Here is a 13,365-nt window from a genome sequence, read left to right as displayed (position 1 = left end):
TTTTGGTTCTGATCCGAAATCATTGGTCATCATGCTTCAGAATATTCGCATAATCCTTATCAATACTTTCCACCCGGGTAACATAGGTTCCGCTGCCAGAGCCATGAAAACCATGGGACTGAGTGACCTTTGCCTGGTAAGTCCCCAGCGTTTTCCTGCGCCAGAAGCTGATTCTATGGCCGCTGGCGCCCTCGACGTGCTTGAAAATGCCCGGTTGTTTGAAACACTGGATGAAGCCATTGCCGATTGTTCTTTAGTAATCGGTACCAGCGCCAGAACTCGAACACACTCGTTCTCTCGCCCTATGCTTGATGCTGAACACTGTGCAGAACAACTCTTATCAGAGTCTCAGCAGGCTCCGGTTGCGCTGGTCTTTGGACAGGAAACCATGGGGCTTACCAACAGCGAACTGGAAAAATGTCACTTTCACACCAGCATTGATGCAAACCCTGAGTATCCTGTGCTGAATGTCGCTTCTGCCATCCAGATCCTGTGCTATGAAATCTACAAGGCCTCTCTCAAAGAGGCAGACAGTTACGCAAATGATAAGCCTGAGCACGCCTACCCCCTCAACAAAGAGCTTGAGCTTTTCTACGAGCATCTCGAATCTACGCTGACCGATATCAATTTTATTATTAAACAGCACCCCGGTCTGGTTATGACAAGGCTTCGCCGCTTTTTTAACCGTGCACGACCCGAAGCAAAAGAACTGAGCATGCTGCGTGGAATTCTTGGAGCAGTCCAGAAATCGGCAAAAAAACAGTAGCTGCTATGACAAGACCAACCCTATTCACAGTGGAGGAACTCAACCCTATTGCCTTTCCTTTGGTGAACCGTTTTTTTAAGGAAAATGGTCATAAAGGTAAAGCCAGAGGTGATGAACGGGTTTGGGTTGTCCGTGATCAACAGGGAGATATTTTGGCTGGACTGAGAGCCAGCCAGAAGTCAGCCGGTTATTTATTGAGAAGTGTCTGGGTCGGGAACCATGTTCGAAGGCAGGGTATTGGCTCACTACTGCTCACAGCCACACTGTCAGACCTGAAATCTGAAACGTGCTGGTGCTATCCCTACCCCCACCTTGAGACCTTTTATATAAAAGCAGGGTTTATGTTGCCGGTATTAGAGAACGTCCCTGCTGACATCCTGGAGCCTTACCAGCGATATCAGCAACAGGGAAACGATTTTCTACTGATGGCCTGTATCCCGTAACAGCCCGATAACTTCATTATCCGTCAGTTTTCGGTGCTTATTGAGCATTAAGTTACCTAACTGCAAATTCACCATACGAATACGCTGCAGCTCAAGAACACGATAGCCGAGAGAACGGCACATCCGGCGGATTTGACGGTTAAGCCCCTGGGTCAGAATGATCTGAAACCATTGGTCTGCTACTTTTTGAATACGGCAGGGCTTTGTAATAACCCCACCATAGCGAACACCTGCCGACATTGATAACAAAAAATCGTCAGACAAAGGCTGATCGACACAAACCAGGTATTCCTTCTCGTGATAAAAGTCCGGATGCAGCAACTTGTGGCATAACTCACCATGATTAGTGAGCAACATTAATCCATGGGAGTCTTTATCAAGCCTGCCTATCGGAAAAACCCTGATGTTATTTTCAACCTTTGGCAGATGATGAACAATGCTTGAGCCATCTTCCCAATCACAGACTGAGTCAACGCCAACCGGTTTGTTATACAGAAAATAGACTTTCTCGGTATTGGTCATAACTTCCTGACCATCGACCACTACCATGTCACCGTTTTTTATACGATCAATATGCAAACCATGTCGACCATTGACCTGAACCAAACCAGCTTCAATAAGCCGGGAAGCCTGGCGTCTCGAACAGACACCGGCATCAGCAATGTATTTTGACAGGCGAATCATATGAAAATTTCATGTATTATCCGCCTCTCAAATCAATAGCAATTCACAGATACGGACATGTTAAAACAACTATTCCAGAAATCGATATTCCTGGGTTTTATGCTCAGCCTGATCACAACCTCTATTCCAGCTCTTGCGACGATCAATGATGCTGAAGCCATCAACAAGGCCGGCCGACAGCGGATGCTTAGCCAGAGAATCGCCAAAAGCTACATTATGATTGGCTCTGATGTAAACCCGGATGTTGCCTCGAAAGAGCTGGATATCAGCATTGCCCTGTTTGAACAGCAGTTCATTGAACTCCAGGACTACGCTCCTAACGATAACATCAAACAAAGCCTTAATGAGGTAGCAGCCATCTGGCAAGACTACCGATTTAAAGTACTCACCCGCCCCAGTCGTAATGAAGCATTAACGGTCATTGCCATGAGCGACCAGTTACTGGCCAGCAGTGAGGCTGTCGTCAAGGCCATTTCAGAACACGTAAAGCATGAGGCGGGGAATCTGGTTGATGTTTCCGGCCGACAGCGGATGCTGAGTCAACGGATAGCCAAGCTTTATATTGCCAGCGCCTGGGGTATTCGTGACGAAGCAGTCAGCAGTGAATTAGATACCGCTATCATTGAGTTTGATGGGGCACTGAAAACGTTGCGTCAATCGGCATTAAATTCGGCCGAGATTAATAAAAAGCTGACAAAAGTACAAAGTCAATGGGACTTTACCAATGCCGGCTTTAAAATCAGCGACCAGGGCCAGTTTGTCCCCAACATGGTGTCAGTAACCACGGAATCCATTCTTAAGAAAATGAATGACCTCACCTATGACTATGAACAACTGATGATTAAGTCAAACATCTGAGCACTCGTAAAATCGTCTGATCGGATGATGTGAGGAGCAATCCTCAATAAAGACAATGGAGCGCTCATTAGAACAATAAGAAAGAGCCTCTCCCATGAAAAAAGCCATACTCAGTCTGCTTGCCCTGGTTGTTGCTACAGCAGGGTTACTACAGATCACGGCGGTTCAAGCCTTTCTGGTCGGCCTTATCTTTCCGTCATTTCCTGATTATCCAGAACCCATAGCCCAACTGGATGAAAACTCAACCGGCACCATCTACTATCAAAGCGCTACACCATTCGATCTGGATGTCTTGTTGAACAACATGGAAGACGCCAGACCTACCACTGGAATGGGACACCTTTATATACCTGATATTGCCACTAGCGATCAGCCTGTACCGGCAATGGTTATCCTACACGGCAGTGGAGGAATATCTCCCGGTCGGGAGCATGAGTACGCCAAGCTCCTTAATGAAAATGGCATAGCGGCTGTAGTTGTTGACTATTACCAACCCCGTGGAGTTACTGAAGACACCAACTATATGATGAAGGTGAATGCAGTCACCGAGTTTGATGTCATTACCGATGCTTATTCAGTTTATAAACTGCTGCAAAGCAGCCCTTTGGTTGATGGCTCAAAAATTGGGGTCATGGGCTTTTCATATGGCGGCATGGCGAGCAGGCTTGCGATGGATGAGCGTTTCCACAACATTCTTGCACCAGGAACCGATGGCTTCAGTTTATACGTCGATGTCTACGGCCCCTGCTTTCAGAACCTCGGCACTCAGGCCACCAATGGTAAACCCCTGTTAACCCTCAGAGGCACAGAAGACTTCTCTAATGAACTGAAAGCCTGTGCAGCCCGGGAAAAAGAGCTGCGTGCACTGAACGTGGATGTAAACAGCATTATTTATCAGGGAGCTGGTCATTCCTGGGAAAATCTTGCTCCTCAGGCTCTGAAAGAAGATGCCCCTTATATTGCCGGTTGCGAAGTTACCTATGATCCAAAAGGCTTCCCTCTTATCAATGGTGAACACATTTTAAAGCTTTCAGACCAGCCTACACGGGAAGAGAGAATTGCTTCACGCCTGAAGAGTGGACCAAAGTATAAGGACTGCCTTAAGTACGGATACCTGATTGGTAATGATGATGAAACCAAGCAGCAGGCGTACAGTGATTTATTAAGCTTCCTCAAAAAGAATTTTGATCGCTCAATGACTTTAGTTGCTAATGAATCTTAGGATGTAAAAATAGCACCACAAAGACCACCAAGAGCACAAAGGAAAGAAACTCTCTCCCTAAATGCTCTTTGCGGTCTCTGTGGTCAGTTTTTTTCTGCGCCAAAGAACACCAGAAATGTTACTGGATTAATCAGGCTCTAAGAGAATAAAATAATTGCTCATATCAGCACTGGAATTTTACGATGGAAATATGGGTCGATGCTGATGCCTGTCCTCTGGTAATAAAAGAAATTTTATACCGGGCGGCTGAGCGTACGAAAACACCAACAACTTTTGTGGCGAATCATTTTTTACAAGTGGCAAAGTCTAAATACATCAAATTCATGCAGGTAAGTTCTGGTTTTGATGTCGCGGATAGTGAAATAGTCAAACGCATCACCAGTGACGACTTAGTCATTACCGCTGACATTCCTCTAGCAGCCGAAGTCATTGAAAAAGGTGCATTAGCATTAAACCCGCGAGGCGAGCTATATACCGAAAGCAATATCAGGGCACGACTGAATATGCGGGACTTTATGGATACGCTAAGATCTAGCGGTATTCAAACGGGTGGAGTCTCAGCCATCAGCCAAAGTGACCGTCAGGATTTCGCCAATAATCTTGATAAACTATTAGCAAAAAAATCTAAAGCCTAACCCATCAATTAATTAACATCGCCAGACTGAGCACTGTAAGCACATAAGGGTTTATCCCTGTGAGTTCAATGCTAACTATTCACTCTTTATCTGCTGCCAGTAGTTTTCCATTTCTTCTAATGTTAACTGCTCAAAAGCCCGATCATTGGTTGCGGCAAGCGCTTCCATTTTGCGAAAGCGCCCATCAAATTTATGGCATGCCTTCCGCAAGGACATATCGGCATCAACCCCAAGGTGACGGGCAAGATTGACACAGGCAAATAACAGGTCACCAACTTCTTCTGAAATTCGCTCCTGACTTTCTGCTCTTGCTTCGTGGATTTCAGCCAGCTCTTCCTGAATTTTGTCAAATACCAATTCAGCCTCTGGCCAGTCAAAACCCACTCTTGCCGCTGCAGCCTGAATTTTCTCTGCACGTTGTAAGGTTGGTAATGTGCCTGGCAGATCATCTGGCAGCGCAGACTCAGATAGCTTTTGTCCCTTCTGCTTTTTTTCCTCTGCTTTTATTTCCTGCCACTTCTGCTTGACCTCCTCGGGTGACAGCTTGTCTGGAGAAGAAAATGATTCAAGGCTACCATCAGGAAATACATGAGGATGCCGGCGCAAAAGCTTTGCCAATAATCCTTCGGTAATATCTGTGAAGTTAAAAAGCTCGCTTTCCGATGCCATCTGGGCATGGAAAATCACTTGAAATAACAGGTCTCCCAACTCTTCCCTGAGATTCAAATAATCTTGTCGCTCAATCGCTTCAGCGACCTCACAGGCTTCTTCTAAAGTATATGGAGCAATAGTCTCGAAAGACTGCTTAAGATCCCAGGGGCAACCATGCTCTTTATCTCTAAGCCTGGCCATCAAAGTGATAAGCTCATCAATGGAATGGGACAAACCAGACTCCTGCAAACATTCGATACCACTAAAAGGAGGCATTCCCACGCAATGCGTGGGAATAGTTGTACTAATCAGCTCATTTTACGGTGACGGACGGCTTCAATAACATTGGGCAACTGACTAACTTTCGCCAACAACCGTCCCAGATTCTCAAGGCTGGACACTTCCATAGTTAATAACATACTGGCCAAATGCTCCTCCTTACTGGTTCGAGTCTGCATCGACAGCACGTTGACCTTATCATTGGCCAGTACTACCGTAATATCTCTCAACAACCCTGGACGGTCATAAGCCGTAATCATGACATCCACCGGATAACTGTAGTCCGGCCTGGTTCCCCAGTTCACTTCAATCAAGCGCTCGGGTTCACGACTACGAAGAGAAAGCGCCGTATTACAGTCTTGACGATGAATCGTCACTCCTCGGCCAACAGTGATGTAGCCGATAATCGGATCACCGGGGACTGGCTGACAGCAGCCTGCCATCTGAGTCAGCAGGTTTCCAACACCATCAATATTAATGGTACTGTCTGACAAACGTTCCTGTTGAGGCTTGGTCCGAATTTCAAAAGACTTCTCTTCTTCGGGAGCCACCTGCTTCTGGGCCAGTGATACCACATGACGAAGCTTTATATCCCCGGCACCAATGCCGGCAAACATGTCATCTGGAGCAAGACAGTTGACGGCTAGCGCGAGCTCGTTGTAATTAACACCATTCAACGCTTGTCGTTTGAGTTCAATTTCCAGAAGGCTCTGCCCATCTGCAATATTGGCGTCACGATCCTGTTTCTTGAACCAACTGGTAATTTTTGCCCTGGCACGGCTGGTAGTGACATAGCCGAGATCAGGATTCAGCCAGTCACGACTCGGCCGGGCATTGGGAGCAGTGAGAATCTCAACCTGATCTCCCGTCTTCAGCTTATGGTTCAGTGGCACAATACGACCAGCGACTTTAGCTCCACGGCAGCGACTGCCTACTTCAGAATGTATCCGGTAAGCAAAATCAATAGGGCTTGAGCCAACCGAAAGGTCTACCACATGACCATCTTTGGTGAACACATAAATTCGATCAGGTTCAACATCCGCTCGCCATTGCCCCCCCAGTTCACCGAGATCACCGAGGTCTTCATGCCACTCCATAACCTGCCGCAACCATGAGATTTTTTCTTCATAGCTATCACTGCGGCTATTAACATCTGTCCCCTTATACTTCCAGTGCGCACAAACACCCAATTCTGCCTCTTCGTGCATATCATGGGTTCGTATCTGAACTTCGAGGGTTTTTCCTTCGGGACCAAAAACGGCCGTATGCAAAGAGCGATAGCCATTTTCTTTAGGCGTAGCAATGTAATCATCAAACTCTTTGGGAATATGATTCCACAGGGAATGAACCACGCCCAGAGCCGCATAGCAATCACGCACTTCATGGGTAAGTATGCGGACAGCACGAATATCATAGAGATCACGGAAATCGACATTTTTCCGTCTCATCTTGCGCCAGATACTGTAGATGTGCTTTACCCGACCGTTAACATCACCCTCAATACTGGCCTCAGACAATGAGGATTTCATCGTATCGACGACATCAGTTATGTACTTCTGGCGATCAAGTCGCTTACCATCCAACAGCTTGGCAATTTTTTTGTAGTCGTGAGGTTTCAGATAACGGAATGAGAGATCTTCCAATTCCCACTTGATGTAACCAATGCCAAGTCGGTGAGCCAGCGGAGCATAGATCTCAAAGACTTCCCGGGCAACCCGCTGTCGTTTCTCCTTACTGGCATGCTGAACTGCTCGAATTGCACAGGTTCGCTCAGCCAGTTTAATCAAAGCTACACGAACATCATCAATGATGGAAACCAGCATTTTCCGGACCTTTTCAAGCTGGTCCTGCCGATGATCCAACACCTGTCGTCGCGGATTCTGAATATTACTGATGGCAGCCATGCCTTGAACATCCTTGATTAATCCGGCTACCACACTTCCGAAGTTTTCCTCAACTTGAGCAAGAGGTAACTTAGCTTCACGGACGGCTCGGTAGAGAACGGCTGCAACCAGGGTATCCATATCCAGTTTCAGCTCGGCCAGGATTTCTGCCATCTCCAGCCCGGTTCGAAAACAACCTTTCCCCGTTGGCCAGACAGTGTCATCAGCTGAACTTTGCTGCATAGCAAGCAGCTCAGCCTGACGAGCCAGTTCACAGGCCTCTCTCAGACTGTCCGTATCACCGACACCATAACGTTCCTGAAGGCGATTCAGCCAGGCACCCAAATCGACACTACCGTCATAGTGCTGGGGCTGATCCTCTCTAACCTTAACCATCTATTCCATTCCGTCTCTTTCTATATAAATAACACCATTATCAACCTTCCCCTTGCTCAAAGTTCAGGTATGGCGTTTTGGTTGTCCGGCATCCCGTGCCCGGCATTCCGGATTTAATATTGTTGCCAGAAAAGCTACCTACTAATTCACTACGCTCTGATAGATTTCGCCCGAATAAACAGAGCCATAGACTCCACATGTGCTGTTTGTGGAAACATGTCCATTACGCATAAGCGATGCAGCTTGAAGCCGTATGATGTCAGGGCACCTGCATCTCTTGCCAGTGTCGCCGGATTACAGGAAATATACAACAACCGGTCAGGCAGTATATTATTCAACTGACCAACCAAAAAATCAGCACCAGCCCTTGGCGGATCCATGACAACAATATCATATCGCTCTCTAGCCCATATTTCTGAACTGAAATTACTGGCCAGATCAGTCTGATAAAAATGCGTGTTGGCACAACCATTCAGCTCAGCATTCCTGCAAGCCTGAGCCACCGAACTCTGCGAGCCTTCCACACCCGTCACATGCGCTGATTTTCTGGCCAACGGCAATGAGAAATTACCAAGGCCACAGAATAGATCCAGTATCTTATCTGAGGGTTTTGGACTGAGCCATTCAATGGCCTGATTAACCATGGCTTGATTTATCGTCCAGTTGACCTGGGTAAAATCCTGAGGTCTGAAATACAACTTTAAATCTGAGCCCGGTAATGAGTAATAAAGCTTTTCATGACCATCTTTCGGATAAAAAGGATCAATCCTCTCAGGACTTCCCTGCAGATAGAGGAAGAGCTGATGAGAAGCCGCAAACGCTCTTAAGAGCTCCTGATCCCTTTCTATCAAAGGCTTGATATGACGCAGCAGTAACCCTCGGCCATTCTCCGCAAGGAAACACTCTGCATGTGTAATCGCTTCACGGCCTTTCAACATTGGCAGAAATGACTTCAGAAGTGCAGGTATTTCTTGCAAAGGCTCTGCCAGAACCGGGCAGTCTTCAATAACACAAATGGTATTGTTGGCCTTTTCACGGAAACCAAGCTGAAGACTCCCTTTTAGCCAGCGTATGGCCAGACGGCACCGATAACGGTATCCATAGGGAGGAGAAACCAGCGATTCATCAATATACTCTGGACTTATATTGGCAAAACGTCGTAACTGATCAAGGACTATCTGCTGCTTGCTACTGAGTTGTCCCTCATGAGACCAGTATTGCAAGCTGCAGCCCCCACATTGACGAAAGTGCTGGCATTCAGGATCACGACGCTCAGGTGAAGGAGTGAGGATTTCTTTGACGCGTGCATTCATGAATCGTCGCTTATCTTCAACAACCTGAACCCGGACTACTTCATTCGGTAATGCGCCATCAACAAACAGGGTTTTTCCCTGGTAGCGGGCAATCCCCCTACCATCATGGGAAAGCGCCTCAATACGCACATCCTCATTCAGGAAGAATGGATTTGAGGTACTACGTTTAAAGCGCATATTTAACTTCCAACATTTTATCTGCACGCATTAAAACGGCAATTCTACATTGGATACCCGTCACAAAAAACTCAGAGCTGAAGTCTATTTATTGAAATTTCAATATTTTACAAAGTCTATCGTTTCTTTAAGGAAGAAATACACCGGTCGAAAGATAGCGATCACCACGATCACAGATAATCGCAACAATGATGGCATCCTCTACGGTTTTTGAAACTCTGAGAGCGGCTGCAACAGCGCCACCCGATGAAACACCGCAAAATATACCCTCTTCACGAGCAAGCTGCCTCATACACTCCTCTGCCTCTACCTGCCCGATATCCATGACATCATCGATGGCGAAGCGATCAAAAATAGCCGGTAAATATTCAGGACTCCAACGTCGAATCCCCGGAATTTGTGCCCCATCTTCCGGTTGTAAACCCAGTACCTGAACGGATGGGTTCTTTTGCTTCAAATAACGGGAAGCGCCCATTATGGTTCCAGTCGTCCCCATAGAGCTGATAAAGTGCGTAATCTTACCATTGGTCTGCTGCCATATTTCAGGACCGGTGGTCCCATAATGCGCAAGAGGATTATCGGGATTGGCAAACTGATTCAAGACCTTACCCAACCCCTGCCTTTGCATGTCAAGCGCTTTATCTCTAGCTCCTTCCATACCATCACTGACCAGAATAAGTTCAGCACCATAAGCACTCATGGCTGCACGACGCTCGATACTCATGTTGTCCGGCATGATCAGGATCATTTTATACCCCCTGACCGCCGCTGCCATAGCCAGTGCTATCCCCGTATTACCACTGGTGGCTTCAATCAAGGTATCTCCCGGGCTGATTGCGCTGCGGGCCTCAGCTTCTGCAATCATAGACAGAGCCGGACGGTCTTTGACGGATCCCGCCGGATTTTGTCCTTCAAGTTTGAGCAAGATGGTATTGGAGCTGTTCCCTTGCATGCGCTGCAGACGAACCAGAGGAGTGTTGCCAATAATCGACTCTATTGTCGGATATTCCATGGACATATAACTTACGTTGACTTTATTATTCCGGCTCAGAGAAGAATAATTCTGGCCATTGACTATTTATCAGAGGCATTGCTATAACATGCAGGCCTTTACTTATCTGATATAAAAAATCAGTTTATTAACCGTTTTGAAAATAAGCCCTGCAATAATACAGAACAAAAGCTAAACAGGGAAAGGCAGTATCATGAGACAGCACCTTTTGGCATTTCGCCAACGCATACTTCTGCTGGCTTTTCTACCCGGCATCATCGTTTCACTACTCATGGGCGGTGTCTATCTGAGTAAGCGTTATAGCGAGCTGGATAACCAGCTTATGTCCAAAGCGCTCACCCAATCCGAACAAAAGGCGGCTATTGCTGCACTTCTGCTACACAAAACCCAGCGTGAAGAACTGCAGACTCTGATCAGTATGTTGCTCGACGATATGGATATTCGCGCGGTCAGTCTGGTGAATGAAAAAGGTAAGGAAGTTCTCCATGCCGGACCGACACTGACAGCCACCGGCAAAATATCCTCACTACTGGGATCGGGCCAAACCTGGTTCCAAAATGACCAGATTATTCAGGTCGCCAACCCGATCACCAGCCCCAACAGTTCGGTAAACGATGGCTGGCTTATTATTGATTACACCTATGCAGAAACACACCTCACCCGGTACCGCTCTCTGGCATTCAGTATTATTGTGATCTCGATGGGGCTCGCGATCGCCTTGGTGATCAGCCTTAAGTTGGGTAATGGCGTCACTCGACCTCTGAATAATATGGCAAGGGTCATTGGTCGTATACGGGATGGTTTCTTTGACACCCGCCTTCCGGACAACTCCGGAAGTCTGATGTATGAACTGGAATCAGCCATCAATGAAATGCTGGATAGCCTCCAGGCTAAACATCAGAAAATGACCAGCCATATCGCTCAAAATAATGACGAGCTACAGGAAACGCTCGAAACCATTGAGATTCAGAATGTTGAACTGGATCTGGCCAGAAAAGAAGCACTGGAAGCAAGCCGAAGCAAGAGTGAATTCCTTGCCAATATGAGTCATGAGATCAGAACGCCACTAAATGGTATTATTGGCTTTTCAAACTTAATGCTCAGCTCCAGTCTGACACCACAACAATACGATTACATTAGTACCATTGAGAAATCCTCTCAGGGTTTGCTCACCATGCTTAACGATATTCTTGATTTCTCTCGAATGGAAGCGGGAAAATTAGAGCTGGATCCTCAGCCTGCATGCCTCCGTGAAATCATTGAAGATGTTATGACGTTTATGGCACCGTCAGCTCATGGTAAGTCATTGGAAATTGTTCACTTTATATACGACGATGTTCCTGAAAATATCCTCATTGACGGGCAGCGATTAAAACAGGTGCTTACCAACCTGATCAGCAATGCCATCAAATTCACCAGCTATGGCTCTGTAGCTGTTCGCGTAATGATCGATCAAGACAGCCATGAACAGGATGTACAACGCTTCTCTGCACATAATGATGAACGTCGGAACGCAAATAACGACTCTTTAAACGGACAAGGGCATGATGATCAGATAACCCTGAGGATTTCAGTGGCTGACACGGGTATTGGCCTTACCCGGGAACAACACCATAAGCTGTTCCATGCCTTTGCCCAGGCAGATACGAGTAAAACCCGAAGAGTTGGAGGTACTGGCCTCGGTCTTTCTATCTGTAAAAGCCTGGTAGAACAGATGGGTGGTGAGATTGCTCTGGAGTCTGACTTAGGACAAGGAGCTACTTTCTGGTTCACTTTTAAGACAAAGGTTACTGAACCACTAGCGCCTAACAATAAGAGCCAACAGGCTGCTATCGAAAAACCTCTGGATGGTCAAAACGTACTTCTTATAGAGCCTCATGAGCTCACCAGGCTCTCTATCTTTCATTTGCTTGATAAACTGGGTGCTAATATCACGGCAGCGAGTTTTCAGCAGGCAATAGCTTCCAGCAAGGCTTGTACGAACTATAATCACATCTTCGTTAATCTTGATGATGTTAACCTTGAACAGGCCATTGAACAGCTCCACTCTTGTCATGCCAGCTCTTCTATTACACTTCTTACATCAGCCGAAGCAACAAACCTGTCTGACGCTGTATTGCCAAACGAAATAAATACATTACTCAAACCCGTAGGACTTAGTCGTCTCAAGAGGCTCATCACTTACAGGGAAGGCCAACAGGCTTTTGACCCTCACCAAATAATTAAATCTCTAAAAATTCTGGCTGTTGATGATAACCCGGTTAACCTGAAGTTACTCAAAACCATCCTTGGCCAACTTGGCCAGCCCTTGATAACAGCAGAAAATGGTTTTGATGCAATTGAACTTTGCAAACAGTTACCCTTCGATATTATTTTTATGGATGTTCAAATGCCTATTCTTGATGGCATGGAAGCCACAAAGAGAATTCGAAAAGAAATCCCTATTAATCAGCGAACCCCTATTATTGCCGTCACTGCCCACGCTTTGCCTGAAGAAAAGAAAACTCTTTTGCAAAGTGGTTTTGATGACTATCTAAGCAAGCCGGTCAGTGAGAAACACTTGATCAGTATGCTGAATCAATGGGCTATAGCCCCTTCAGAGAATATCGAGGGCAAGGAGTATCGACCAACTTCTAAAATAAACATACCCATTACCAGTGCAACCAGTACTCAGGAAAGTCCGGTTGATGAAAATCTGGCTTTAAAACTGGCTGCAGGGAACTCACAACTGGCTCATGAGATGCTGGTCATGATGAAGGATGGTCTTGAAGATGACCTGGAAACACTTAGAGTGGGCTGGGAGGAGAATAATTTTTCAACCGTTCTTGAACGGGTGCATCGATTACATGGCGCCTGTCGATATTGTGGTATTCCGGAGATGGAAAGGATTTGCAACAGACTGGAAACCAGACTGAAGCAATACAATGATCTCTCCCATGACAAGATCAAAGAAGATTTTCAGTTATTAGTTCAGTCAATTATTCGACTTAAGGAATGGGAGATTGATAATGCAGAAGCTGAGGAAGCAAGTTAACATTGCGCTATG

11 protein-coding genes are annotated in these 13,365 nt (G+C 46.3%); 6 read left to right on the top strand and 5 right to left on the bottom strand.

All coding sequences use genetic code 11. The features are described 5' to 3' along the window. Positions 1 to 31 precede the first annotated feature (31 nt). Together trmJ and GV64_RS12735 are read left to right on the top strand one after the other, a co-directional pair. Positions 32 to 766 (top strand): tRNA (cytosine(32)/uridine(32)-2'-O)-methyltransferase TrmJ, encoded by a 735-nt coding sequence (gene trmJ, locus GV64_RS12740; protein WP_020583295.1) that lies wholly within the window; start codon positions 32 to 34, stop codon positions 764 to 766. Positions 767 to 771: 5 nt separating this feature from the next. Then, positions 772 to 1,209 carry a GNAT family N-acetyltransferase gene (locus tag GV64_RS12735; protein WP_020583294.1) on the top strand — a complete coding sequence of 146 codons (438 nt, stop codon included), beginning with the start codon at positions 772 to 774 and terminating at the stop codon, positions 1,207 to 1,209. On the opposite strand, the gene GV64_RS12730 is transcribed toward GV64_RS12735, so the two are convergent. Next, complete coding sequence (locus GV64_RS12730) at positions 1,186 to 1,893, bottom strand: pseudouridine synthase (RefSeq protein ID WP_020583293.1); 708 nt, start codon at positions 1,891 to 1,893, stop codon at positions 1,186 to 1,188. The two genes, GV64_RS12735 and GV64_RS12730, sit on opposite strands and share 24 nt — an antisense overlap. A 57-nt stretch (positions 1,894 to 1,950) precedes the next feature. Between GV64_RS12730 and GV64_RS12725 the strand changes: the two genes are divergently transcribed. The 3 genes from GV64_RS12725 to GV64_RS12715 all read left to right on the top strand — a co-directional run bounded on the left by GV64_RS12725 (position 1,951) and on the right by GV64_RS12715 (position 4,608). Next, the gene (locus GV64_RS12725) at positions 1,951 to 2,751 is read left to right on the top strand and encodes a type IV pili methyl-accepting chemotaxis transducer N-terminal domain-containing protein (protein WP_026258355.1); all 801 of its coding nucleotides are present in this window, start codon (positions 1,951 to 1,953) and stop codon (positions 2,749 to 2,751) included. Between the two features lie 94 nt (positions 2,752 to 2,845). Continuing rightward, a complete protein-coding gene (locus GV64_RS12720) occupies positions 2,846 to 3,973 on the top strand; it encodes a dienelactone hydrolase family protein (RefSeq protein ID WP_020583291.1) in 1,128 nt (375 codons plus the stop codon). Between the two features lie 182 nt (positions 3,974 to 4,155). Next, entirely contained in the window at positions 4,156 to 4,608 is a 453-nt protein-coding gene (locus GV64_RS12715; protein WP_020583290.1) for a YaiI/YqxD family protein, read from the top strand. A 75-nt stretch (positions 4,609 to 4,683) separates the two neighbouring features. Here GV64_RS12715 and mazG read toward each other — a convergent pair whose 3' ends face one another. The 4 genes from mazG to cysM all read right to left on the bottom strand — a co-directional run bounded on the left by mazG (position 4,684) and on the right by cysM (position 10,319). After that, entirely contained in the window at positions 4,684 to 5,493 is an 810-nt protein-coding gene (mazG, locus tag GV64_RS12710) for a nucleoside triphosphate pyrophosphohydrolase (protein WP_020583289.1), read from the bottom strand. A 74-nt stretch (positions 5,494 to 5,567) separates the two neighbouring features. Next, positions 5,568 to 7,817 carry a GTP diphosphokinase gene (gene relA, locus GV64_RS12705; protein ID WP_020583288.1) on the bottom strand — a complete coding sequence of 750 codons (2,250 nt, stop codon included), beginning with the start codon at positions 7,815 to 7,817 and terminating at the stop codon, positions 5,568 to 5,570. Between the two features lie 149 nt (positions 7,818 to 7,966). Continuing rightward, positions 7,967 to 9,307 (bottom strand): 23S rRNA (uracil(1939)-C(5))-methyltransferase RlmD, encoded by a 1,341-nt coding sequence (gene rlmD / locus GV64_RS12700; RefSeq protein ID WP_020583287.1) that lies wholly within the window; start codon positions 9,305 to 9,307, stop codon positions 7,967 to 7,969. 127 nt (positions 9,308 to 9,434) lie between these two features. Continuing rightward, on the bottom strand, positions 9,435 to 10,319 hold the full coding sequence (gene cysM / locus GV64_RS12695; RefSeq protein WP_201772487.1) for a cysteine synthase CysM: 885 nt from the start codon (positions 10,317 to 10,319) through the stop codon (positions 9,435 to 9,437). 193 nt (positions 10,320 to 10,512) lie between these two features. Between cysM and GV64_RS12690 the strand changes: the two genes are divergently transcribed. Further along, on the top strand, positions 10,513 to 13,353 hold the full coding sequence (locus GV64_RS12690; protein ID WP_020583285.1) for a response regulator: 2,841 nt from the start codon (positions 10,513 to 10,515) through the stop codon (positions 13,351 to 13,353). Positions 13,354 to 13,365 lie beyond the last annotated feature (12 nt).

This window comes from Endozoicomonas elysicola, from assembly GCF_000710775.1.
Lineage (GTDB): Bacteria > Pseudomonadota > Gammaproteobacteria > Pseudomonadales > Endozoicomonadaceae > Endozoicomonas > Endozoicomonas elysicola.
The sequence above is the reverse complement of the archived record's forward strand: the minus strand, read 5'-3'. Positions and strand labels throughout refer to the sequence as shown.

Excerpts from the sequence above, each read along its gene's own strand:
- GV64_RS12730 (WP_020583293.1), bottom strand. The coding sequence starts at position 1,893 with ATGATTCGCCTGTCAAAATACATTGCTGATGCCGGTGTCTGTTCGAGA.
- GV64_RS12720 (WP_020583291.1), top strand. The coding sequence starts at position 2,846 with ATGAAAAAAGCCATACTCAGTCTGCTTGCCCTGGTTGTTGCTACAGCA.
- GV64_RS12715 (WP_020583290.1), top strand. The coding sequence starts at position 4,156 with ATGGAAATATGGGTCGATGCTGATGCCTGTCCTCTGGTAATAAAAGAA.
- relA (WP_020583288.1), bottom strand. The coding sequence starts at position 7,817 with ATGGTTAAGGTTAGAGAGGATCAGCCCCAGCACTATGACGGTAGTGTC.
- GV64_RS12690 (WP_020583285.1), top strand. The coding sequence starts at position 10,513 with ATGAGACAGCACCTTTTGGCATTTCGCCAACGCATACTTCTGCTGGCT.
- rlmD (WP_020583287.1), bottom strand. The coding sequence starts at position 9,307 with ATGCGCTTTAAACGTAGTACCTCAAATCCATTCTTCCTGAATGAGGAT.
- GV64_RS12735 (WP_020583294.1), top strand. The coding sequence starts at position 772 with ATGACAAGACCAACCCTATTCACAGTGGAGGAACTCAACCCTATTGCC.
- GV64_RS12725 (WP_026258355.1), top strand. The coding sequence starts at position 1,951 with ATGTTAAAACAACTATTCCAGAAATCGATATTCCTGGGTTTTATGCTC.
- cysM (WP_201772487.1), bottom strand. The coding sequence starts at position 10,319 with ATGGAATATCCGACAATAGAGTCGATTATTGGCAACACTCCTCTGGTT.
- trmJ (WP_020583295.1), top strand. The coding sequence starts at position 32 with ATGCTTCAGAATATTCGCATAATCCTTATCAATACTTTCCACCCGGGT.